The 22,619-nt window shown below is 33.8% G+C and carries 21 protein-coding genes and 1 tRNA gene; 9 read left to right on the top strand and 13 right to left on the bottom strand.

Translation table 11 applies throughout. The features are described from left to right. Positions 1 to 30: 30 nt before the first annotated feature. The 3 genes from ACW9XH_RS00110 to ACW9XH_RS00100 are packed head-to-tail and all read left to right on the top strand — an operon-like array spanning position 31 to position 2,463. The gene (locus ACW9XH_RS00110) at positions 31 to 1,083 is read left to right on the top strand and encodes a cobalt-precorrin 5A hydrolase (protein ID WP_457758623.1); all 1,053 of its coding nucleotides are present in this window, start codon (positions 31 to 33) and stop codon (positions 1,081 to 1,083) included. Continuing rightward, positions 1,080 to 1,832: a sirohydrochlorin chelatase gene (locus ACW9XH_RS00105; RefSeq protein ID WP_457758622.1), complete on the top strand. Its 753-nt coding sequence runs from the start codon at positions 1,080 to 1,082 to the stop codon at positions 1,830 to 1,832. Before ACW9XH_RS00110 ends, ACW9XH_RS00105 begins: the two co-directional genes overlap by 4 nt. After that, complete coding sequence (locus ACW9XH_RS00100) at positions 1,822 to 2,463, top strand: precorrin-8X methylmutase (RefSeq protein WP_457758621.1); 642 nt, start codon at positions 1,822 to 1,824, stop codon at positions 2,461 to 2,463. The genes ACW9XH_RS00105 and ACW9XH_RS00100 overlap by 11 nt, the downstream gene beginning before the upstream one ends. Here the strand turns inward: ACW9XH_RS00100 and ACW9XH_RS00095 are convergent. Continuing rightward, on the bottom strand, positions 2,452 to 3,807 hold the full coding sequence (locus ACW9XH_RS00095) for a cobyrinate a,c-diamide synthase (protein WP_457758620.1): 1,356 nt from the start codon (positions 3,805 to 3,807) through the stop codon (positions 2,452 to 2,454). The genes ACW9XH_RS00100 and ACW9XH_RS00095 overlap by 12 nt on opposite strands. 86 nt (positions 3,808 to 3,893) lie before the next feature. Here ACW9XH_RS00095 and cobO point away from each other — a divergent pair, with 86 nt between their 5' ends. The 3 genes from cobO to ACW9XH_RS00080 are packed head-to-tail and all read left to right on the top strand — an operon-like array spanning position 3,894 to position 5,423. Further along, positions 3,894 to 4,427 (top strand): cob(I)yrinic acid a,c-diamide adenosyltransferase, encoded by a 534-nt coding sequence (cobO, locus tag ACW9XH_RS00090; RefSeq protein ID WP_457758619.1) that lies wholly within the window; start codon positions 3,894 to 3,896, stop codon positions 4,425 to 4,427. Positions 4,428 to 4,468: 41 nt separating this feature from the next. After that, positions 4,469 to 5,266 carry a S1 RNA-binding domain-containing protein gene (locus ACW9XH_RS00085; protein ID WP_457758618.1) on the top strand — a complete coding sequence of 266 codons (798 nt, stop codon included), beginning with the start codon at positions 4,469 to 4,471 and terminating at the stop codon, positions 5,264 to 5,266. A 1-nt stretch (position 5,267) separates the two neighbouring features. After that, positions 5,268 to 5,423 (top strand): RNA-protein complex protein Nop10, encoded by a 156-nt coding sequence (locus ACW9XH_RS00080; protein ID WP_457758617.1) that lies wholly within the window; start codon positions 5,268 to 5,270, stop codon positions 5,421 to 5,423. On the opposite strand, the gene ACW9XH_RS00075 is transcribed toward ACW9XH_RS00080, so the two are convergent. From ACW9XH_RS00075 to ACW9XH_RS00050, 6 genes are all read right to left on the bottom strand, one after another. Beyond that, entirely contained in the window at positions 5,420 to 7,558 is a 2,139-nt protein-coding gene (locus tag ACW9XH_RS00075; RefSeq protein WP_457758616.1) for a DUF6541 family protein, read from the bottom strand. The genes ACW9XH_RS00080 and ACW9XH_RS00075 overlap by 4 nt on opposite strands. A gap of 64 nt (positions 7,559 to 7,622) precedes the next feature. Then, a complete protein-coding gene (locus ACW9XH_RS00070) occupies positions 7,623 to 8,075 on the bottom strand; it encodes a YbhB/YbcL family Raf kinase inhibitor-like protein (RefSeq protein ID WP_457758615.1) in 453 nt (150 codons plus the stop codon). A 35-nt stretch (positions 8,076 to 8,110) separates the two neighbouring features. Then, positions 8,111 to 8,479, bottom strand: a complete 369-nt coding sequence (locus ACW9XH_RS00065; RefSeq protein ID WP_457758614.1) for a PIN domain-containing protein — start codon at positions 8,477 to 8,479, stop codon at positions 8,111 to 8,113. Beyond that, positions 8,472 to 9,734, bottom strand: coding sequence for a translation initiation factor IF-2 subunit gamma (locus tag ACW9XH_RS00060; protein ID WP_457758613.1), 1,263 nt, complete (start codon positions 9,732 to 9,734; stop codon positions 8,472 to 8,474). The genes ACW9XH_RS00065 and ACW9XH_RS00060 overlap by 8 nt, the downstream gene beginning before the upstream one ends. Positions 9,735 to 9,765: 31 nt before the next feature. Continuing rightward, positions 9,766 to 10,167 (bottom strand): S6e family ribosomal protein, encoded by a 402-nt coding sequence (locus ACW9XH_RS00055; RefSeq protein ID WP_457758612.1) that lies wholly within the window; start codon positions 10,165 to 10,167, stop codon positions 9,766 to 9,768. 197 nt (positions 10,168 to 10,364) lie between these two features. After that, complete coding sequence (locus tag ACW9XH_RS00050) at positions 10,365 to 10,538, bottom strand: zinc-domain-containing protein (protein ID WP_457758611.1); 174 nt, start codon at positions 10,536 to 10,538, stop codon at positions 10,365 to 10,367. A 52-nt stretch (positions 10,539 to 10,590) separates the two neighbouring features. On the opposite strand from ACW9XH_RS00050, the gene ACW9XH_RS00045 reads away from it, so the two are divergent. Further along, positions 10,591 to 10,664: transfer RNA gene (locus tag ACW9XH_RS00045), tRNA-Gly, on the top strand. Here the strand turns inward: ACW9XH_RS00045 and ACW9XH_RS00040 are convergent. The 5 genes from ACW9XH_RS00040 to ACW9XH_RS00020 are packed head-to-tail and all read right to left on the bottom strand — an operon-like array spanning position 10,665 to position 17,257. Then, positions 10,665 to 11,627, bottom strand: coding sequence for a tetratricopeptide repeat protein (locus tag ACW9XH_RS00040; RefSeq protein ID WP_457758610.1), 963 nt, complete (start codon positions 11,625 to 11,627; stop codon positions 10,665 to 10,667). It lies immediately after the preceding tRNA gene. Between the two features lie 34 nt (positions 11,628 to 11,661). Further along, positions 11,662 to 12,204, bottom strand: coding sequence for a type 1 glutamine amidotransferase (locus ACW9XH_RS00035; protein WP_457758609.1), 543 nt, complete (start codon positions 12,202 to 12,204; stop codon positions 11,662 to 11,664). Then, positions 12,205 to 15,063, bottom strand: a complete 2,859-nt coding sequence (locus ACW9XH_RS00030; protein WP_457758608.1) for a UPF0182 family protein — start codon at positions 15,061 to 15,063, stop codon at positions 12,205 to 12,207. Between the two features lie 47 nt (positions 15,064 to 15,110). Continuing rightward, the gene (locus ACW9XH_RS00025; protein WP_457758607.1) at positions 15,111 to 16,232 is read right to left on the bottom strand and encodes a DNA primase small subunit domain-containing protein; all 1,122 of its coding nucleotides are present in this window, start codon (positions 16,230 to 16,232) and stop codon (positions 15,111 to 15,113) included. Continuing rightward, on the bottom strand, positions 16,232 to 17,257 hold the full coding sequence (locus ACW9XH_RS00020; RefSeq protein WP_457758606.1) for a DNA primase: 1,026 nt from the start codon (positions 17,255 to 17,257) through the stop codon (positions 16,232 to 16,234). Before ACW9XH_RS00020 ends, ACW9XH_RS00025 begins: the two co-directional genes overlap by 1 nt. An 84-nt stretch (positions 17,258 to 17,341) precedes the next feature. Here ACW9XH_RS00020 and ACW9XH_RS00015 point away from each other — a divergent pair, with 84 nt between their 5' ends. Continuing rightward, positions 17,342 to 18,181, top strand: coding sequence for a deoxyribonuclease IV (locus ACW9XH_RS00015; protein ID WP_457758605.1), 840 nt, complete (start codon positions 17,342 to 17,344; stop codon positions 18,179 to 18,181). A gap of 31 nt (positions 18,182 to 18,212) precedes the next feature. Beyond that, positions 18,213 to 19,670: a glycine--tRNA ligase gene (gene glyS / locus ACW9XH_RS00010; protein ID WP_457758604.1), complete on the top strand. Its 1,458-nt coding sequence runs from the start codon at positions 18,213 to 18,215 to the stop codon at positions 19,668 to 19,670. Between the two features lie 16 nt (positions 19,671 to 19,686). On the opposite strand, the gene ACW9XH_RS00005 is transcribed toward glyS, so the two are convergent. Next, a partial coding sequence (locus tag ACW9XH_RS00005; protein WP_457758603.1) for a hypothetical protein occupies positions 19,687 to 22,619 on the bottom strand: 2,933 nt, incomplete at its 5' end.

Genomic DNA, 22,619 nt, shown 5'->3' with positions numbered 1-22,619 from the left:
GTATTTTATTAAAGTTAAAAGATTTTGATTATGGAAAAAATTTCAGTTCTTGCTATTACTAAAAATGGAGTAAATATTGGAGAAAATTTAAAAAAACTATTTCCTGATTGGGGTATATTTGCTCCTTCAAAATTGACAACTAATGTAGTGGGGATTACATGGTATTCAGAGCCTACAACAGAGAAAATTGTTGAACTTTTTAAAAATAATAATGCATTAATCTGTATTTTTTCATTAGGGGCAGTAATTAGATTAATTGCTCCATATTTGAAAGACAAAAAAACAGATCCTGCAGTTATTGTAATTGATGATAAATCAAATTTTGTTATTAGTGTTTTATCTGGACATATAGGAGGAGCAAATGAACTTACTGAAGAAATTGCAAAAAGACTAGGAGCTTTATCTGTAATTACCACAGCAGCAGATGTAAACAAAACAATTTCAGTAGATCTAGTAGGAAGAGAATTTAATTGGAAAATAGATGATGATTCAACAGTAACTAGAATCAGCGCACATATGGTAAATGAAGAACCAATTGGTATATTTCAAGAAACAGGAGAGAAAAATTGGTATAAAAAATTACCAAAAAATGTTGTAATTTATGAAAATATGGAAGATTTAAAAAAATCAAAGTCTAAAGCATATTTGATAATTTCAGATAAAATAATTGAGGATGAAATTTCAAAAGAATCTGTGATTTATAGACCTCCCAGCTTGGTAATTGGGATTGGATTACATTGGGATACTACAAAAGAAACTATTAGGGAAGGAATTGAATTTTGCTTGGAAAAATTCAAACTAAATTCAAAATCAATTGCAAAACTAGCATCAATAAAAAAACCAAAAGACGTACAGGGATTAATAGAACTCGGGGAAGAAATGGGAATTCCAGTAGAGTATGTAAATAGAGAAGATTTGGCAGAGATTTCTGCTCCAAATCCTTCTGAAACAGTAAAAGCTTTTGAAGGAACTGCAAGTGTGTCAGAAGCTGCTGCGATAAAAGTATCAAATGGGGAATTGATAGTAGAAAAGCAGAAATTCCCACCAAATCTGACTATAGCCATAGCGAGGATTTTGAATTGAAAAGAGGATTGTTACTTATTGACAGAGGCAGCAGAGAAAGAGAAGCATCTGAAGAATTAGATGTAATTTGCCAAGGAATCAAGGCAAAAGGAGACTATGTTTTTACAGATTACTGTTTTCTAGAGGTAGAACCACCATATATCGAGGATGGAATTCCTAAATGTCTGAAACAAGATATTGATTCTTTGACTATCGTTCCTTACTTTTTGTATCCTGGTAAAAAAGTAAAAATTGCAGTTACTGAGGCAATGAAATATCAAAAAGACACCAAAGTAAAATTTGTAGTTACAAAGCAAATGAGCATGCATAAAACATTGGTTGATGTTGTTGAAAGTAGAATATCTACAACATTAAAAGAAAATGAAATTACGCTTTCAAATAATGAAGTAGATGTGATGATTATTGGACATGGGAGTAAGGATCCTAATGCCCAAATGTCATTGGATTACATTGTAAATAATCTAAAAGATTCCTATAGAAATGTCAGTAGATGTTGGTTAGAGATAGAACAACCAGATATTTTTGAAGGAATTAAAAATTGTGAAAAAAATAATCCCAAAGTTTTGATAATTGTGTTTTATTTTCTTCATGAGGGAGCACATGTAAAAACTGATATCAGTAATGATTTGATACCAGCGCTTGAAAAATCTACTATAGAAAAAGCATACATTACAAAACATATAGGAACTGATCAAAAAATGATAGATTTGATATTAGAGAGAGCTAAAGAGGTAGAAAATGCAAACTAAGAAAGGTCAATCAATTGAAGATGCCAGTATGCAAATGATTGAAGATGAAATAGGCTCACATAATTTTAGTGAAAAAGAATGGCCTATCGTTAGAAGAATTATTCATTCAACAGCAGATTTTGATTTTGCAGATAAAAATAAGTTAATTTTCCACAAAGATGCAATTGAGAGCGGAATGAATGCTTTGAGAAATGGTTGTAGCATAGTAGTTGATGTTAATGGAGTAATTGGAGGAATGAATAAACAAAATCCAAAAGATTTTGGAAACAATATAGTTTGCAATATTTCAAAACCAGAAATAATGGAATTGGCAAAAAAAGAAGGTAAAACTAGATCCCAAGTATCAATGAGGACTGCTGCATCAGATATTGATGGAGGAGTTGTGGCAATAGGAAATGCTCCAACTGCCCTTCAGGAAGTAATTCAGATGGTCAAAGAGGGCATAGTAAAACCAGCTTTAATCATTGGAATTCCAGTAGGATTCATCTGCGCTGCTGAATCAAAAGAAGAGTTGTCAAAGTTGGAAGAAACACCATTTATTACAAATATCGGTAGAAAGGGAGGCAGTTCTTCAGTTTCTGCCACAATCAATGCAATTTTTAAATTAATTAGAGCAGAATCATCTTTTTGAATAGTTTAAACAGTTCTTAACAAAAATTTCTGCATAGTTTGAGCTATCAAAATACAGATGTCCATATGAGGCCAAAGTATTATCTTGAATCAATCCATCTTGATGTTTCTTAATTCCTTCACCAATTTCCAAACTATAAGCAAATTTTGAATCAGATGAAATAGAATCTAATTGCGAATAATGAAATTCATGACCTTGAAAATTATGGAATTTGTCCGAAATTGAATTTTTTGTAATGATCTTACCTTTTGTATAGTTGAGTCTCATTTTCTTTGTCATTCTAGTTTCAGCATCAAACAGACCAATCATTTTATATTTTTTATTTTCAGATGAAATTGATTTTGTTAAATACATTAAACCACCACATTCAGCATAAATGGGAAGGTTATTTTCAGACAATTTCTTGATTGATTGTTTCATAATTTGATTTTTTTCAAGATCATTCCCTAAAATTTCAGGAAATCCACCGCCAATGTAAATTCCATCACATTTAGGAATTTTTTTGTCTTTCACAGGACTAAAAAATTTTAAATTTGCACCTTCACGACGTAGTGCCTCTAAATTATCTTGATAATAGAAATTAAACGAAGTATCAAGTGCGACAGCTATGGTAGTTTTTGTTTTCTTGTATACAGGTTTTGATTTTTTGTTTAGTTCAGTAGTATTTTTTGCAATTTTAATAATTTGGTTAACATCAAAATATTCAGATATTATTTTTGAAATTTTTCCAATTTGTGTTTTGAGAGCTTTGCTTTCTAATGTAGAAATTAATCCTAGATGTCTAGATGGCATATTCAATGAAGGATTTTTTGGAACAACGCCAATAATTGGAAGTTTTGTAATTTTTAGTGCACTTTTACACAAAAGTTCATGTTTTTTGCTACCTATTTTATTTAAAATAATTCCAGCAATATGAGAATTTCTGTGAAATTTTAGAAAGCCAAGTGCAGTTGCAGCAATAGAGCGAGAAGTTTTACTTGCATCTAAAACTAGCAGTACAGGTGATTTTGTAAGTGATGCTACATGATGAGTGCTAGCATAATTTGAATCTCCACTAAATCCATCATAGTATCCCATGACACCCTCTATTACAGATATATTTGATTTAGAATTCAAAGTGAAACTATTCAATAGTTGATTTTCACCCATAAGCCACGCATCCAAGTTGTGTGTTTGATTTTTTGAAATACTAGAAAGATATCCCGGATCAATATAGTCAGGTCCAACTTTAAATGGTTGAACAGAAAAACCACATTTTTGTAATGCATAAATTATTGAACATGTTATTGATGTCTTTCCGACTCCACTAGTAGCACCTGCAATCACAATTCTAGGAATTCTCAATTTGCATGACTAGGATCATTTTTTATTTAAATTGATAGATTATAGATGTCCTCAATGTTTTTAGTGAGAACTATTGAATAGAATTTATGGAAAATGATGGTTTGACTATAGTATATACTGGAAAAGGTAAAGGTAAAACAACTGCAGCTTTAGGAATTGCTTTACGTGCAACAGGATATGGGAAAAAAATCTGCATGATCCAGTTCATTAAAGGTTCATGGCATTATGGTGAAATAGATTCATCAAAAAGACTCGAACCTGAATTTGAAATGGTTGCAGTAGGTAAAGGGTTTGTTGGTATAATTGATGATAAAAGTCCAAAAGAAGATCATCAAAGAGTCGCAAAAGAGGCAATTAGAATTAGTAATGAAAAAATACAATCAGGAAATTATGATATTGTAATTTTAGATGAGATAAACTATGCAGTAAATCTCAATCTAATTTCACTAGATGATGTACTAAACATAATAAAATCAAAACCAAAGAGCATAGATTTGATATTAACAGGAAATTATGCTAAAGATGAGGTTATTGAAATTGCAGATCTTGTAACAGAAATGAGAGAGATAAAACATCCATTTCAACAAGGAATTAAAGCAAAAAAAGGCATTGATTTCTAACCAGCAAACATTAATTTACGCATGAAGGAGTTTTAGAAGAAATGTCTACTGAAATCCAAGAAATGCCTGAACAAGGTGAGATTATTCTTGCAACCATTACCAAAGTGATGGATCATGGGGCATATGTTACACTGGATGAATATGACGATATTCCAGGATTTTTACATATTTCAGAAATTGCTCCCGGATGGATTAGATCAGTAAACAGATTTGTCAGAGATGGGGAGAAAAAAGTTCTTCTTGTAAAAAAAGTAAATGCTCAACGAGGAGATATTGATCTCTCTTTAAAACAAGTTTCAAAAGATCAGAAAAAGCAAAAACTCAAAGAAGTTAAAAAGTTTGAAAAAGGTAAAACTCTATTACAAAATCTTCAAGAAAAAGCTAAATTATCAGATGAAGAAATCGAAAAATTAGAAGACAGTATTTATTCAAAATTTGATTCAGTCTATGATGCCTTCATATCTATTGGAAGAAATGGAATAGAATCAGTTAAAGAACTAAAACTTGCAAAAAAAACTGCAACTATAATTGAAGATATCTGCTCAAAAATTAAACTTCCTTCAGTTGAAATTAGAGGAATTATGGAAATTACAAATAATGAATCTAATGGTGTTGAAATAATTAAAAAAACATTGTTAGATATAATAAAGAAAGATTCAACTATAGATATTACATATTTAGGCGCACCAAAATACAGACTGTCAATTACTTCAGAAGATTTCAAATCAGCAGAAAAATTACTAAAACCAATAATAGAAGAAATTGAAACAAACATAGAAAAGAAAAAAGGCACATTCAAATTTACTAGAGAAGATTCAAAGAAAACTAGAGAGAACTAAAATGAGATTTTTATTAAGAAAATGTTCAAAGTGTAATCATTATACATTAAAAGAGAAATGTCCAAAGTGTAGTGCAGATACTATTTCTGCTCATCCTGCAAAGTTTTCACCAGATGACAAATATATGAGATATAGATTAGCTGAAAGATATTCTTAAGACATAGGCTTGTAGTCTTTGTTTACTTCATAAACAAAAACTCCAATCATAGGTCCAACTTTTTCTTCAATAAAACTAGGAGAAGCATAAACTAATCTCACTGGCCCATCACCATCGGATGTAAATTTGATATCTTTTTCATAAATTGCAAGCATGCCAGGAACATAAGTTGCAGATTGTTGTTGTATATTATTTGGATTTATGTAGCCTAATACCGAGAATGGGAACATTTTTCCAAGCAAAGTTTCATTCCAAAAAAAGTCAGTACCACTTATTCCATCATTATGCAAATACTGTGCCGTATCATATCCGGCAATTCTTATGAACCATTGTTTTTTAGACTCATCACCGCCTCCTTTAAGACTGTAAAATGACCCTTCTGCATCCACGCTTAATTTTTCACCTGCTACAAAAACTAGTACATAATCAGCTTGCATTTCATTTAGGGTGTTCCAAGCAGAATCAGGATTACTTAGTAACATTTTAGCTATATTTTCAATAATACTTGTATGAACAGTTGAATTGTCTGCCAATGATGCTCTTTCACCCATTGTTTGAATCCAATAACCATAATCCCACCAAGAAGCAACGACAGCATCTTTAGGAGTGTTATCTTTAATCCAGTCCATTGCATCTAACCAATCATTTGTAGCAACAGGAAAAGCAGATCCTCCATTCAAGATTGTAGGAGGCATATTTGTAATTGATGATGGTTCTGAGCCGGCAGGATAAATCATAGGAATTACTAATAAAATAATAATTCCAGCAACATATGGTAGTTGTAATAACTTGCCAAGAGGTTTTTTTGATTTTAATTTATTTTTGAAAAATTCTTTTGTTAATGCAGTTAATCCTAATGATGCCAGAATAATGATGGCAATTGAAGCAAAAACTTCCAATCTTACAAAAGTTGAACTTACATAAACGCCAACAAACCCTAAAATTAATGAAAATGACAGCATATCATTGCGAATCAAACTAGAATTCTCAGTTTGAATATTTTTAATCATCAACCAAATACCGATTCCTGAAAAAAGCATCAAAACTGAATGAAACAAGAATGATTGTTCTATTGTGGTTGTAGCATGTTCAGAAACAGAATCAACTAAAGGATCAGTTGTTGTCAAAAATGGATTTAACGCGTTTAGATATCTATGGCTAGGTAGAGGTAAAAATTGCGAATCAGAATTTATTAGCAATACAGTTGGCGCAATTACTAAAAGTGCAAGTAGGAAAATTAAACCATTTCTTGTTTTATTTTGTGAACTCTTATTTTGAATAATAATGCACAAAATTAAAAATAATGTTGGAACTATTAATGAAATTCCTCCAAGACCAAAAATAAAACTTGAACTTACACGTTCAATTCCTAATGAAACTAAAAGTGTAGTAATTGTGTACAGAGGAATAGCCCATACAATGAATTTATGATCCTTTCTCAAAAAAGGTAGAGTAAGAAAGAAAATCCCTATTGGAATAATGAAAAATTGATTACCTCCCCATGCTGAAATTGAAAAAGTAGTAAAAATACCGGCTCCCACAAGTTTCAAAATAGCAATTCGTTTATTTTGTGAATTTATCCCACTTAACAAAAAATAAACAGTCAGTAAACTAAAAAATAATCCTAAAGGTTCTGACTTGAACCAACCTATAGGACTTCGAATTAGTATTGGTATAGAAACAGAAAACAACATGGCTGAAAATAATCCAGCCGTGGTTCCACCAATCACTCTAACTAGAGCAAAAATTACAATAGCAGATAATGAAGCAAATATCACAGGAAATAAAATTGTAAAATCATAAAGATCCATCCCGCCGCCAAAAATCCAATATGTCGTAGCAGCTGTCAAATGAAGCATAACTTGAGAGGTTGCTGAAACATCTCTACCTATAGGATACCAACTAAGACCATCATTCCATTCAAAGTATGCAGGAATTCCATTGTCAACAATGTATTGAGTTGCACGATAATTAAAAAAAGGATCAAACTCATTTAATTCATAACCAAAATCAGCAGGTTGAACACGCAAAAGGAATGATACAGTAAATGATAAAATAAGAATCCCAATTACTAGTAGATGATTTAATTTAAAATCAAAGTTACCTACGGAGCAGAGTTTGGAGTTTGCTATCAATTAACATTTTTCAAAAAACTTTGCTTATTACTCTTTGTATAAAAAATTCTAAAAGAGTTAAAGATTAAGGAGCGTATTTTCCTTGAAGGACAGTCTCTGCAATAATATGATTTTTCATCTCCAATTCAATTTCTTTTTTAGTGGAACCCCTGCTAGCAACTAGCCTTTGATCTAAGGCATATAATTTGAAAACATACGTATGTTCTTTATCTGGAGGAGCAGGGCCTCCATAACCAATTTCACCAAAGTCAGTTTCCCCTTCACTACAATTTTCAGGTGTAGAATTTTCTTTAAACTCGCAATTTTTAGGATCTATATTCCATACAACCCAATGCACCCAAACTTTGCCAACAGCTCCCATTGCATCAGGATCATCCATTACCAAAGCAAGGGATATCGTATTTTCAGGAATTTCGTTAATTTTCAGAGGAGGACTGATGTTTCCATGTTTATATCCGTATTTTTTTGGAATGACTTCACCATTTTCAAATGCTTCACTCTCAAGACTCAAAGTCATGAAAATTATTGATAATTACTCAATCTTAAATATTTCTAAGATTCCAAAACAATTTTGTTATTTGAAAAAGACACTATTGAACTTCCATTATTTTTAATCTGTTTTTTTAGTTCTCTATCCATTGTAGCTACAATCACTCTATTTTTTGAAACATAATCGAGTAATTCTTTGTCTGCAAATGAACCAAGTATTGGGATTATCTTAAAATTTTTGATATAATTGAGAGTAGATTGGATGTCTTGTTTTTTTTCAGGGTTTTTTTCTAATTCAAATAATTCATTTTTTACAACTTGAGGTACGACAAAACTAATTTGTCCTATCTCAACATCAAGATTGTCTAAATTTTTGATCCTGTTTGTGGCTAGATGAATTAAAAAACTTGTGTCACAGATTACTTCAACCAATTATTCCTGCACCGATAAGTCGCCATCTTTCATTAATTCTTCTACTAATTGCAACATTACCACCTTCAAACATACATGCAGGTCTTCTTAGTTCTATCTCAACATTTGTTGATTTTATTTTTTTGACTGTACCTAAAACCGGGGCAGTGCCAATGTTAAGTCGAAGTAATTCTCCGGCTGAAATTGGCTGTACCTTAATGTCTTCAGTAGCACCTACTGCAGAGTCAAACAGATTAACATCTAATTTTAACAGAGTTGAATTATCAGGAAGGGTACCAGGTTTGCCGATTACTGAGCCAATAAATGAATCACTTCTAGTCATTGATGGATCTAATTTTGTTCCTATAGCAACCAAGCCACCAGGTTTCACTGATTCGACAATTCCTGCCGCAGTCCCTAATGAAGTAATTTCAGTAAGTAATGGTTCGTATGTCTTTTTCTTTTCATTTACAATTCCAGGTTTAATTTCAATCTCATCACCAACATTAAAAACTCCTTGAGTTAAGCTTCCACCAATAACACCGCCTTTGATGTCTTTTAATTTTATTCCAGGTTTGTTTACATCAAAAGAACGCAAAACATGCATCACAGTATCTGCTTTTTCATCCCTTTCTGGTGTTTTGATTGTTGATTCTATTGCGCCAATTAATGCATCAATGTTTAATCCAGATTGTGCTGAAATTGGAATTACGGGAGCTTTGGCAGCATAACTCCCTTTAACAAATGTTGTAATTTCTTTATAATTTGCAAGAGCTTCCTCGTATGAAAGTAAATCAACTTTATTTTGAACTACAACTATCTGCTGAATTCCAAGAGTTTGTAGTGCTAAGAGATGCTCTTTTGTTTGTGGCTTTGGAACTTTTTCATTTGCTGCAGCCAAAAGTAATGCACCATCCATTAATGCAGAGCCTGAAAGCATATTTGCCATCAAACTTTCGTGTCCAGGGCTATCTACAAAACTTACAACTCTAGATAGTTCACTTTCTTTTCCACAATTATTGCATTTTGGAGTTGTAGAATATCCTAGAGGTTCTGCACATTTTTTACATTTGTAAAATGCTGCATCAGAATAACCAACACGAATTGTAATGCCACGTTTAAGCTCTTGACTATGTACACTAGTCCATGAACCAGTCAAAGCTTGGATTAGAGTAGTTTTTCCATGATCTACATGACCTGCAGTACCAATGTTAACACATGGTTGATAACCGTATTTTTTAATGTACCAATCAGGAAGAGTTTCTCTCCAATGCATGTGTCAAAAAGTAGAATCGGTATATGTTAAGTTATTCTTTTTTATCTTCAGTTTTTTCTTCTGTTGCTTCTTCTACAGGAGCATCAACTGGTAATTCTCCATCAAATTTACAATTTACTTGATAGATTTCTTCTGATACGGTATTTCCTCGCATTAGTTTTCTTTTTCGTGTTCCATGCTCTGCATCTTGTAAACCAACACCTTTAACAAGCAAAACTCTTTTTCTTGCTCCACCGTGAAGATCATTTCTCATCGGAACTCCAGATTTGTCACTGCCTCCAGTGAGTTTTAATTTTCCAGTTAATCCTACAATTGATGCATCAGTTTCATTTCCTAATTGTAATCCTAACAATGGATTAGCATCGCTATCTTTGAGTTCTTTTGAAACTGACTTTCCTTTAATGTCAGAGATTGTAAGTTTGAAGTTTGCCAATTATTCCAAAAAAAAGTTGAACGACTAATTAACCTTTGGACATTATTTTTAAATCAAGATTTACAATGATAGGCATGGCAGAAGAGATCAGATGTCCTAGATGCAATAATAAAATGGTCGATATGCAAGCATGCCATATGTTTTGCCCAAATTGTGGAGCTCATTTAGATTGCTCCGATAAAGGAAATTATTGGTAATTAAATTCCAGGTCTATCCGGGATATAATCAGCTGACATGTTGATAGCTTGGTCTTTCATAATCTCAAGATAGGTTTCATAATCTGCTTTAAAATTACAATGTGGGCATTTTACATTCGTTATATCGTCGTCTAATATTGCAACTTTTTCACACTCTGGGCATCTTGCATCCATGTTTAGAGTTGTCAATTAAGATATTTAATCATAATTGACTGTACTGTTTTAGGCGGAGTTAGTTTAGTCTGGTATGACGTCAGCTTCCCAAGCTGAAGGCCGCGGGTTCAAATCCCGCACTCCGCATCATAATTCTCTAATTGCTTGTTCTATTATTCCTCTGTCAGGGGCTTTTGGATAATATTTTAAATAATTTTTGAGATCGTCTTTGGCATCAGAATTTTTGTTTTGTTTTTCCCTAAGATAAGCACGGTTTTTGTATATCTTTGCAGAACGTTTTGGATTAATTTCAATGGCCTTGCTGTAATAATTTTCTGCCTTGTTAAATTCTCCCGTTTTAAGATAAAAATTTCCCAGACCGTTATACGTCAGATATGAGTTCTTGTTAATTTGCAAACATTTTTCATAATATTTTACACATTCTGGAGAATTTTGAGCGTTAAGCATTGCTCCAAACAGATTAAGGGCAGTAGAATTGTTTGCATCAAGCTCAATAGATTGTTTTAATGATTCAAGTGCTTCAGTATTGTTTTTTAAAATATTTTGTTTTTCAGAAATAAGACACAATCTGTTTGATTTGTCACTAGAATCGTTTTCTAGGTTTACAGATGCTAATATGTCAGAAGGGGCCAAAATTAACAATAGTTTTCCCTCTTCAGACCATTCTTTTTCAAAAATATCTTGAGGAATTGCACCTTCTTGTTGCTCTCCTTCCTGATTTCCTGTCTGAATATAATGTAAAATTGTTTTTTCTTGCGCATCATATCCTGTGATTACAGAAGCATGTTGTGTAATTTCAGGGATTCCTGGAAGAAATACAATTGGTGGGATTCCCAAATCAATAATTTTTTTCAATTCAGATAGAGATGAATGAACAATTTTACAAGTCAAGCCATGTCTTTCTGCGGCTTCTATTCCCTCAATCAGAATACTGCCATCAAATCCAGAATATTTTTTTGCAGATTCTATGGCTTCGGCCATAGGCAAATCAATGTTCCAATATTTTGATACTACATTAATTGGTAAAGGAAGACAAATATTTTCATCATTTACAAGCGGTAAAAGTAATTCGTGATTCTCTTCCCCCATAAGATAAAGAAATTTTGAGAGTTATTAAAATCAATCAGAGTGAACAAAACTTTTCAATTAAATCATTGCCATCTTGACTCATTTCTGGATGAAACTGAGTTCCATAAATTGGCTTTTTTTCATATTGAATGATTTCATTCTTACAGTTATTTGATTTGGCAAGTGAGATCAAAACACTAGGTAATCTAGATATCTCATAACTGTGACTCTCAAAGACATCAATTGAATTTCTACAAATAGGATTTTCCGTTATAATTTGGATTGATTCAGTTCCTTTTTGGAGAGAAGAAATTTTTCTAATTGTACCACCCAAAGTAAGCGCTAAAATTTCTGCACCATAACAAATTCCAAGTAATTTTTTGTTATTTTTGATGCAATGTGCGATAATTTTAGAATTAATTTCATTGATTTTTTTTTCATTCTTTCTACGTCCTGAAAGAATAAAAGAATCATGGTTTGAAAGCAGATCCAAATTCAAAGTGTATGGGGATTGTTTTTCAAAGGAAATATTTTTTTGGATTAAGAAATCAGTTAATTTTTCTGTATAGATGGATCCGTTATCAACAACAAGAAGCAATTAGTTGCCTACCTCAATTGAGACATAATGTATCTCAGGAAGTCCATCTTTCACATATACAGTTCCAATATTGAGATTGGCATCTTCTTCCCACATGAAGACTCTGTCACTACGTGGTTTTACAAAGTCATCTATGAATTCCAATAAGAATTCTTCAGCATCCGCACGATCACTTTCAGTAAAGAAGAATAGTTCCCCTTCATTAAATGACAGTGGTATCTGGATAGCAGTTGGTTCAGAGACAGAAATACCATTTGTTTCAAATACAGACTTTATGATATCAATCCTATCAGTTCTAACCAATTCAACATAATCATCATCAGCAGTAGTTGTAGTTGATGCAACGCCGGAAACTTTCTTCAGGTATGCTTCAAATGCTTTTTCTTGGGTTTCACCTAATCCAACGAAATATTCTCCGTTAAATGCTGCACCCACTGCTGCAATAGTTCCCAGTTGGGCAACAACTCCACCAGCACCTGCAGTATAAACAGGAATAAAGTAAACATCATGATCACCTACACGATACAAAATATTATCACCGACTCTTGGATTTCTCAGCAATGTCTTTAGTTGAGCAAATTCCGGATCTCTATCAAGTGCTTCTCTAACAGCTGTAGGGCCAATTAATTTAGTATCAGAATCTAACGGGACTTCATAAAATTGCATGTCCCCTAGTTTTTCAAGATCATTTTCAACTACCATGTATCCTGCAAGGTTTCTACCCTGAGAGCCTCTTAACTCCAATGAAAGTAATCCTAAGAATTCTGTTTGCTCAAATCCGGGAGGTTTTGCTTCAACATAATAGGTGTCAAGACCTCGTGGAATTTCATAGAATTCATTTGCCTGAATAAATGTCTCGACATTTGTTACATGGTAAATATTATACATCTCAGTTTTCCAGTTGAATAATTCAACTGGGTATCGAATTTGTTCTTCAAGCCATGCTGGCATTGGTTGAAATTGTTCATTGTACTGGCTTGCAAACATTTCAGTAAAGAAATCATCTCCAGTTTTTAACAATTGAATATCACCATTGTAGGAATCGACAAGGGCATATCCTACTAAACGCAAGTATGGATTTCCTACAGACCAAGGGACGTCACCTGTATCAAATCCAATGATTAGTGGGATTAACCAATAGGAATTTTTGCCATCAGTTACAGGAAGTGAATCCAATTCTTTTCCAAACAGATCATATAGGAAATACGGATACAGTGTTTCCATTCTATCATGGACGTCTTTGTATCTCATAATGTGGACTGATTCGCCTGGGAATGATAGCAAAAAGTTTGGCTCAAATATCCAGCTCAATGGGGGTGAAACATCCAATCCGCCTAAACCAGAATAAGATACGCCTCCAAGTTCGGCACTGTTTTCATTATCTCTTGAATTAGGATAAGCAGACCAAGTTTGCTCAAACAGTCCTCCTTCACCATAGTAAATTTCTCTTTGTTTGAAAAATTCACCACTGTCAACAATTTGTCCATCAGTAGCCTCCAAGGTAAGGAATCCATTTGGAACATGGGTATAAACAAGATGTTCATTGTACCATCTGTTTTCAAGGCTGACAGATGTTGGTAAGATTGGCTTCATTGAAGCAGTCCAGTATAATGTGTTGTTAAAACGAAGAATGTCATTATCTTCAAAGTCCACATACGGAATCAGTCCTATCTCAGGCTTTAATTTAGCAAATGCTGCTTCCCAATCCCAAACTCGAATAACATCAAGAACATCACTATTTTGTTTTACATAGTTTTTGATATTATTTGCAGAAACGGATGTCAGTTGAACATCATGAATATTTTCTTGAACATCATTTAATTCTCCAAGATAACGATTTACTCCTATTTGTTGAGCTGTGTACGGTCCTAAAAATTCAATCTTCTTTGCATCAGCAATACTGTTATTCACTGAAACAACACCGGCTACTATAATTGCAATTGCAATAATTGTTAAAAATCTAATGTATACATCGCGCTTAAACATATGAGTTAGTACACGTGCTCTAATTCTATCAACTACTGAAAATGAAATTAATGCAAAGCCTATGACAAGAGTGCCTCCAATCACATATCTTGTATTGTAATCAATTTGATCTGTGAAAAACAGATTAATTCCTGCCCAGATTATTCCAATTCCGATTATTCCCTCAATAGTTGAAACATAGTTTAGATATCTTGGTTTTCCTTCATTGGAATCTTGGAGATAAGATGTAACTACGTTAATTATTCTATGAATTCCGACATACAAAACCAAACGGAGCCCAATCGCTGCGAGCAATGGTGGAAGCAATATCACCAAGGCTGGAATCATAGGAACAACATTTTCTGCTGCATAGTTTGGATTATTGTCAGGAGTTACAAAGGGTAAAGTAAACAATGATGGCAAATTTTCCAGTCCCAAAGTATTTCCATCAATGAAAGACATGGCTGCAAAACCAAACATGATATTTGCAAAGAAAGCTCCGAAAAGCAGAATCTTTGTAATTTGCCAGATTACAAATTGTGCTGATGATAATTTGTAATCTCTAAAACTTTTTAGAGCATTTGAAATTGGTTGTTGTCCTCCGCTTCCTAAAAATCCAATTCCGGTGCTAATTGCATACCAGAAAATAGAAGAACGGCCTGCAATGTTAACTCGAATAAGTGCAATTGCAGATAGAATTATTGTTGAAACAAGTGTGTAATAGAGAGGCTTGGTGAATTGATCGCCAAATTCTGTGAAATTCATCGATAAGATAACTGCCTGATTTCCCACCATAGTGAAAATCGCTATTCCGATAATTGCAACAATTCCTAATCTGATGTATTTTCCAGCATCAGGAGGCGGGGTTTGCTTATCAGTAGAGGCGCTATACAAAACTGAATTTTCTTGAGATTTGGTAAATTAATGTCTTACCAGCAAAATCAAGCTATTCTAGCTAATTTTTTGCAAATCATGTAAGCTGCAGCAAATGTAGGAACTGTCACTTTTTCATTATTGCACGGACCAAACTTTTTGTTTCTTAATTTAAATTCAATTGGACAGTTTGCAAAAACTTCTACTGTTTCATCACTAAGAAAAGATGCATCAACATATGGATCAAACTTTGTCAAATCATCACAGTGAATTTTGCTAAGACCACTTTTACTGTTAATTGATCCAGGCAATCTAAAAATTCTGTGTATGTCCATTGTTACATTCGGATCAATTTTTACTCCAATGTTTTCTGAAACATCATCTAAAGTTTTTTGAAAAGACGGATAACCGCTTGCAAGTAATTCTGTTATAATTTTTGAGCGTTTTGATTTTGAACCAAAAACATGTTTTGCAAATCTACCTCTCCATCCCCTTTCATCAAAATCAGGTAATGCAGCACGATCTTGTTTGAATTTCTTCATTCCAAATGTTTCCGGAATTGCTCCACGAAGAGAGATATAATCAGTTAGTTCTGATCTTTCCCTAGATCCAATTTCTTGAAATTGTGAATCATAAACATAAACATGGAATCCCTCATTGCCAGAAAAATAGACTTGGATGTTTTCTTTGATGATTGCTAGATCATCAATTAGGATTTGGGATAATTTTTCTACTTCTGTTTTAGAAGCGTCAATGCAATTTTTGCAAGGCAAAGATTTTTTTTCTAATTTTGATGAATTGCATTTTGGACATTGGATTAAAGTTTTTGAGACTTCGTTGCAATCATTGCAAATTGATACTGTGTGACTTTCTCTACATGGCAAATTAAGATCTTTTGCATCAATATCAAAAATTAGATCTGCCTCTTTCCAATCTTTTTCGTTCATTGGTAAATTAGGAAATGTGTAATATGCATTTGAACAATAAACATCAGACGGAATATTTTGCATCAGTAGTAGACGTAATTCTTTATCATCTTTGATAGGAATGTGTCGAGTCATTCCTGAATTAAATTTCTGATAGCCAAATTCTCTTTCAGATGTTCTATCTGGAACTTTGATTAGATCAAAATGATTAAAGTAATATTTTTTGAATGAATCCTCTAGGAACAGTATATCAGTTTCTTGCATTATTTTTTCTTCCTTCCAAATTGTAAGGGATTAATGATGTTATCACATTCTGAAGTAGCAAAACAGAGACTTTGAGTTTTCAATTTCTCACAAGATGGACAAGAGTATTGGGTGCCACTTCCTGAAGTTCCTGCCAAATGATTTAGTTGGTATAGTGTAACACGCTCATTGTAATCAGGTGCGTTTTTGAATAATGGTGCAATTTGTTGTACTGTTTGTCCTTTTGATAAAAGAAAAGTTGCAAGCATAAATCGTCCAGAATGAGGAAGGTTTTCTCCTTTTTCAAGAATTTCAATTGCATGTTTTATACACGGTGGATGTTCTCCTGTTGTTACAGTGTAAGAAGGAGTAAGGGCCTTGCCAATTGAGGTTAACTCATTTACCATATTTTCAAGTCCAGGAATCATTGGCGGAGTTGGTGCATTTGTAATTTTAGAAGTAATATAATTTCCTAATTCTTTTCGAATCAATCTAACTGTTTTATCTGGTGTTAGAAGCACTTTTCCATTTTCAACATGTCTATTGACTAATTTCCATTCCCTTTCATGAAAATCTATTGAATGTTTTAGATAATCAGATACGGGAATCTTAAAAAACTCATCTTCTTTTATCACTTCAATATTGAACAAATCATAAATAATTCTAATAGCCAAATCAATTTTTGATTTATCAGAAGCTTTTCCCAAATCTTTTTCAAGATGATTTTCTGCACGTCTGGCTTCTGCAAGAGCAAATCGTTTGACGAGCGTATGCATTCCACTTAATTTTATCAAAACTATTGCAAGTAGAAAAGAAAAAATCTCTTTTTCACGAGCAGTGTCAGATGCTTCTCCATCTATAATTTCAGATTTGTAAATGCCACCTTCCGTAGAGACTTTAAGCCTATGATATGCCTTATTCACGACAGATTTAAGATCGGGATCAGTTCCAAACTGAGATAGTGGAAAACCTTTTTCTTTCAAAAATTTTCCAGCACCCTCTAGGAACGGGTATTTTGCAAGTTCGTCAGTACCTAACTCTAGCATGCTAGTAATCCACAGAATTCACTTAAAAATCTGATTTTTGAATTTTGACTCTGGTTTAAATTATGTTTTAGGAATAATGAGTTTATGCAAGTTGGATGTCATGTTTCAATATCCGGATCCATTGACAAATCAGTAGATAATGCAGTTGAGAGAGAATGCTCTGCATTTCAAATTTTCACTAGAAACCCAAGGGGATGGCATGCAAAAGAACTCACTAAAGAAGACATTGATAATTTCAAATCAAAATTAAAGGCAAGCAATATTGATAGATTTGCAACTTGTGCACACATGCCATATTTACCAAATCTTGCATCACCTAAAGATGATGGATTTGAAAAATCTGTTAAAACTTTGATTAACGAAACTGAAAGATGCGCACAGTTAGGAATCCCATATCTTGTAACACATCTTGGCAGTCATTTAGGAACTGGGGATGAAGCTGGAATTAAGAGACTGGTTGAGGGGTTGACAAGAGCTGGAAAAACAAAGAACGATGTAATGATTCTGCTAGAAAATACTGCAGGGCAAAAAAATTCTGTAGGTTCTGATTTTAAGCAGTTGGGAGAGATTTTCAAACAACTAAAGCCCACAAAAAAGTTTGGTGTATGTATAGATACATGCCATGCATTTGTTTCAGGATATGATTTAAAAACTGAAAAAGATGTAAAGGAGACTTTTTCTGAATTTGACAAACATGTTGGAATAGATAATTTAAAAATTCTTCATCTCAATGATGCTAAGGGAGAACTTGGTTGCAATTTAGATAGGCATTATCATTTGGGGTTGGGTGGAATTGGAGAAAAAGGAATTTCAGCTGTTGTCAAATTTGCCAACAAGAAAAAAATCCCCATAATCTTAGAAACCCCAATTGACGATTATAGAGATGATTTTGAAAATGTACGAATTGCAAAGGAATTTGCGTAGAAATTTATTTCATGGTTGAGTGAATGCAATAATGGACTATGAAGCAGTAATGAAACTAGCACTTGAGCGTGGATTTTACTTTCCTAGCTGTGAAATTTATGCAGATGCTCAGGCTGGATTTTGGGAATATGGTCCATCAGGGGTTAGCTTGAAAAATAAATTTCTTGAATTGTGGAGAAGAGAACTAATCAGAAGAGATGGAATGCTTGAAATTGATGGCTCTCAGATTATGTCAAAATCAGTTTTTGAGGCTTCTGGACATTTGGGAAATTTTGCGGATCCAATAATCAAATGTACAAAGTGTAATGCAACATTTAGAGCAGACAGGACCATTGCAGAACTAGTCCAAATTGAGATTCCTGAAAGTGCAGATTTGGAAGAGTTTGACAATGCTATTTCACAAAATAATATCAAGTGTCCAAAGTGTAAAGGGGATTTTGATAAGACAAAGAATTTCAACATGATGTTTAAAGTCGGGATTGGTCCTGAAGAAGAAGAGGCATATCTGCGACCTGAAACATGCCAATCAATCTTTGTGGATTTTCCCAGACTATACAAGACAATGAGGGGGAAGCTTCCTCTAGGAATTGCACAAGTTGGAAAAAGTTTCAGAAATGAGATAGCTCCAAGACAGAGTCTACTTCGTCTGAGAGAGTTCTATCAGGCAGAAATTGAGGTATTTTGCAATCCAAACAATCTGTCAGAGATGGAAAAGTTTTCAGAAATTCAAGATGTCATTCTTAGAATTCAGACAGATTCTGATCCTGTCTCCATGACATGTAAAGAAGCAGTGGAGTCAGGTGTTGTTCCAAACAAGCTTGTGGCATATTACTTGGGAATTTTGACTGAATTTTATGAAAAGACAGGAATTGACATTACAAAAAGCAGATTCAGGAAACTAGGTGATAAAGAAAAGGCATTCTATGCAGAAGTTGCATTTGATTTTGAAGTAGAAACTACAATTGGATGGCTGGAACTTGTTGCATGTAACTACAGATCTGACTATGATTTGACCAGTCATGCAACAAAGAGCAAGCAAAAGTTTGAGATAATGGATGGAGATGACAAAGTTCTACCTCACGTATTTGAGATATCCATGGGAATTGACAGAAGTCTGTATACCATTTTAGAGCATAGTTTGAAGGATGATAAAGAGCACGAAAGAACTGTTTTGGCATTAAAGCCATACTTGTCACCAATTCACATCGGAATTTTATCTCTAGTAAAAAAAGACGGATTAAAAGAAAAAACAGATGAGATTTATCTTCAGTTAAAACGAAAATGCGATGCATTTTTGGATCACTCTGGTGCAATAGGCAGACGATATAGAAGACTGGATGAGATTGGATCGCCTTTTGCGATTACCGTTGATCATCAAACGCTAGAAGATGACACTGTGACAATTCGTATGAGAGACAGCATGGAACAAAAAAGAATTAGTATTTCGGATCTTGATTCTGAAGTTATTCAGTCAATTGCTTATCCATAAATTTAGATTTTAGAAATTATTGAGAAAATACTGTAACAGTTTCAGAGTGATATCTGTATTTTATCTTCACAGCAATGTCTTCTGCTGCATGTGCTTGTTGTACATATCCATCTTCAGATTCCAATGATACGCTCCATTGTCCTACAATTGGATCAATTGATGTAATTGAGAATCTCTCAAGTGCATTATCTGCACCAGAATATCTAACTCTAAGTATTTGATCACCATATGAAATACTTTCTAATCCACCACGATTTGCTCTGGTACTGTCCTTAACTAGACATTCATCTGCACTGCCAATGATACATTGACCTTGAGGATCAGTTACTGTAAATCTTGCAGTAGAATCAGCATTTGATGCATAAACTAGTGCAGGATCTGCAAGTATTGTGTCATCTCTTTGTATTAATTGCAATGCAGGCATTTCAGTTCCAGATACTGTTACAGTCTTTGGATGTGTTGCAAGTACTGATGGTGTTGTGCTGATTTTACTGTCATACAATTCGACTACACCTTGGATATCATATTCTACATATACATCGGATTTTGGTACATTCCAATTAAAGATGATTTGTGTCTGACCAGTACCAAATAGTTGTGATCTCTTTGAAACTATTTCACCATCAACCACTAAAGATACGATTCCGTATGATGGTTCATCCTCATTGAACAGATAGAATTCCGGTTTTACAATAGATCCTGATGGTTTGATAGTTGGCATGTCCACTTCAACTGCAATATCAGATACGCTAGTTGGCTTTGTACCAATGTTGTAATGAATTGATTCTGTCTGTGATCCATCCTCATCAGTAATGTGTAACCAGTAAGTCATTCCAGGCTCCACTATCCAGAATGATGGAATTGTTGCACTAACCACATATGTAGAGTTTGACACATACAATGGTGTAGCATCCATCTTAATTCCAATGTAATCAGAATCTGTCTGTCCCATAGTAATTGATCTTAACTCTACACGCTCTAGTGGTGTTTCACTATCAATGATTGCAGATACTCTCAAGTCTTGGCCGCTAACAAACAAGAATTCTGATTTTACAGCATCAATTACAGTGGCATTACCAATCTGAACTTTGGTGTCAAATATTCTTGCTGCAGCTTCTGAAACATCTGGTAACATATCTTCAGGGACTGGAACAATTACCGTTGTACCTTCACATGAAAGTAGTCTAACTGAAGCTTGCACAGTGATAGATGTTGTTCCTTTTTCTTCTGTAACTGATACCATCATGAATGACTCTTCAGATGAAATTGGAATTTCATAGAGGTATCTGTCAACAGTAGAGAATTTGTTAAGTTCCTCATATGGTTGGATTTCTGCCAATGTTCCATATACAACTCCAGATTTTGCAGTAGACACCTTGATTGTTGGTGGCACATCTGCATCACTTGAGACTAGGATTCTTGCCATGTTATCGTTACATTTGTCATATGAAATCTCGTTGATTGCAAGTGGGGAGCCTAGAATTCCTCCAAAGCCACCCATACCACCACTGGCACCACCAGTTCTACCACCACCTCCACTTGAGCCACTACCAGTTCCAGTACCTCCAGTACCTCCACCAGGTCCTGAAGAGCTTCTCTTGGAGGATATAGATTTCTGTGAATAGTGTTCTGAATCAAACACCACATCACAGAAGTCTGAATCTACTGTTGATGGTGTATTTGATAGTATAGTATCAATTCCTGAAACCCATGTTCCTCCAACAAGTGTATGTATTTCAATATCAGCACATCCACTTGCAAGCGTGATTATTTCAGAAGATGTTGGTTTTGGTACCAATATTGTCATTTTTGGTTTTGATTCATAATTAGAAGAATCACCAAAGTTGAAACCAACACCTTCTTCTTCATAGCGAGATTTAACATCAATTGCCATTACTAATTCATTTGAAATTCCACTACTAGCTAATGTGGGGGAGTTGATGTATCCATCATCAATTTCAACAACTATCCAATCTTTGGTAAATGTTCCAATTGAGGAAGAACTTGCTTTTGAAGTGATGTCAAGTTTTGACATACCACCAAAGCTTGGAATAACTGATGACTCTACTGGGAGAATTATCTGCTGTCCAGGATTGAATTTAGTGATAGGTGGAGTAGATATAACTTGATGAGAAGTAGATTCAATAGATGTTGCCATAGGAATAATTACCGTTAATGTTTTGTTAGTTGAAAGAGTATATTTTGGAATCTTTATTGTGTTTTGTACAACAGAAGCGTCAATTCCAACTGAATAATCAGCATTATATTTTATGTTTGATTGTTGTGATATGGCAATTGATTTACCAGTAGAATTGTTTACACCTACTCTAACTGTTTTTGGAAGATCATCAGATTTGGCAATAGTTTTTGTAGATGAAGTGGTATCATCGATGATTGTTGCTGAAAATCCTGTTAGTGTTGAAAGTTGTGTTGCATTTAGATTTGGTACAGTTTTAGCTAATTTTGGAGAAGATACTGATAGATCAGTTGTTGTACTAAATAATTCAAATTCATCCACGTGATTAATTACATCACAGCATACAGAGGTAATTATTTCATTGATATCTACTGTATATCCTGAAGGAATTGTAGTCATCATGATATTGTAGTCGTTTTCCGGAACTGAAAGTATTCTAATTTCACCATTATTTCCATTTGCATCATTTGGTCCATTGTCAGTGACATTTAGAATGCCGGTTCCAGTTAATGGATTAGGTGTAATGCTAAATGCAGATCCAGCAACTGGAATATCATCGGTGGTGACTCTAATACTCAATGTGCCTATCAAATGAATTTCTTCATCTATTATGAGTGATTCAGATAGTGAGACAGATGCAGCTTTGGTTGTATCTACTGTACCGTCATTTAGTGATAGTGATTCTGTGAGTGAGACAGATGCAGCTTTGGTTGTATCTACTGTACCGTCATTTAGTGATAGTGATTCTGTGA

It is taken from the genome of Candidatus Nitrosopumilus sp. bin_32a, assembly GCF_054095935.1.
The sequence above is the reverse complement of the archived record's forward strand: the minus strand, read 5'-3'. Positions and strand labels throughout refer to the sequence as shown.

What these genes read in the sequence shown, in the direction of transcription:
- ACW9XH_RS00110 (WP_457758623.1), top strand. Translation starts at nt 31, where the DNA reads ATGGAAAAAATTTCAGTTCTTGCTATTACTAAAAATGGAGTAAATATT.
- ACW9XH_RS00100 (WP_457758621.1), top strand. Translation starts at nt 1,822, where the DNA reads ATGCAAACTAAGAAAGGTCAATCAATTGAAGATGCCAGTATGCAAATG.
- cobO (WP_457758619.1), top strand. Translation starts at nt 3,894, where the DNA reads ATGGAAAATGATGGTTTGACTATAGTATATACTGGAAAAGGTAAAGGT.
- ACW9XH_RS00085 (WP_457758618.1), top strand. Translation starts at nt 4,469, where the DNA reads ATGTCTACTGAAATCCAAGAAATGCCTGAACAAGGTGAGATTATTCTT.
- ACW9XH_RS00080 (WP_457758617.1), top strand. Translation starts at nt 5,268, where the DNA reads ATGAGATTTTTATTAAGAAAATGTTCAAAGTGTAATCATTATACATTA.
- ACW9XH_RS00070 (WP_457758615.1), bottom strand. Translation starts at nt 8,075, where the DNA reads ATGACTTTGAGTCTTGAGAGTGAAGCATTTGAAAATGGTGAAGTCATT.
- ACW9XH_RS00060 (WP_457758613.1), bottom strand. Translation starts at nt 9,734, where the DNA reads ATGCATTGGAGAGAAACTCTTCCTGATTGGTACATTAAAAAATACGGT.
- ACW9XH_RS00050 (WP_457758611.1), bottom strand. Translation starts at nt 10,538, where the DNA reads ATGGATGCAAGATGCCCAGAGTGTGAAAAAGTTGCAATATTAGACGAC.
- ACW9XH_RS00040 (WP_457758610.1), bottom strand. Translation starts at nt 11,627, where the DNA reads ATGGGGGAAGAGAATCACGAATTACTTTTACCGCTTGTAAATGATGAA.
- ACW9XH_RS00025 (WP_457758607.1), bottom strand. Translation starts at nt 16,232, where the DNA reads ATGCAAGAAACTGATATACTGTTCCTAGAGGATTCATTCAAAAAATAT.
- ACW9XH_RS00020 (WP_457758606.1), bottom strand. Translation starts at nt 17,257, where the DNA reads ATGCTAGAGTTAGGTACTGACGAACTTGCAAAATACCCGTTCCTAGAG.
- ACW9XH_RS00015 (WP_457758605.1), top strand. Translation starts at nt 17,342, where the DNA reads ATGCAAGTTGGATGTCATGTTTCAATATCCGGATCCATTGACAAATCA.
- glyS (WP_457758604.1), top strand. Translation starts at nt 18,213, where the DNA reads ATGGACTATGAAGCAGTAATGAAACTAGCACTTGAGCGTGGATTTTAC.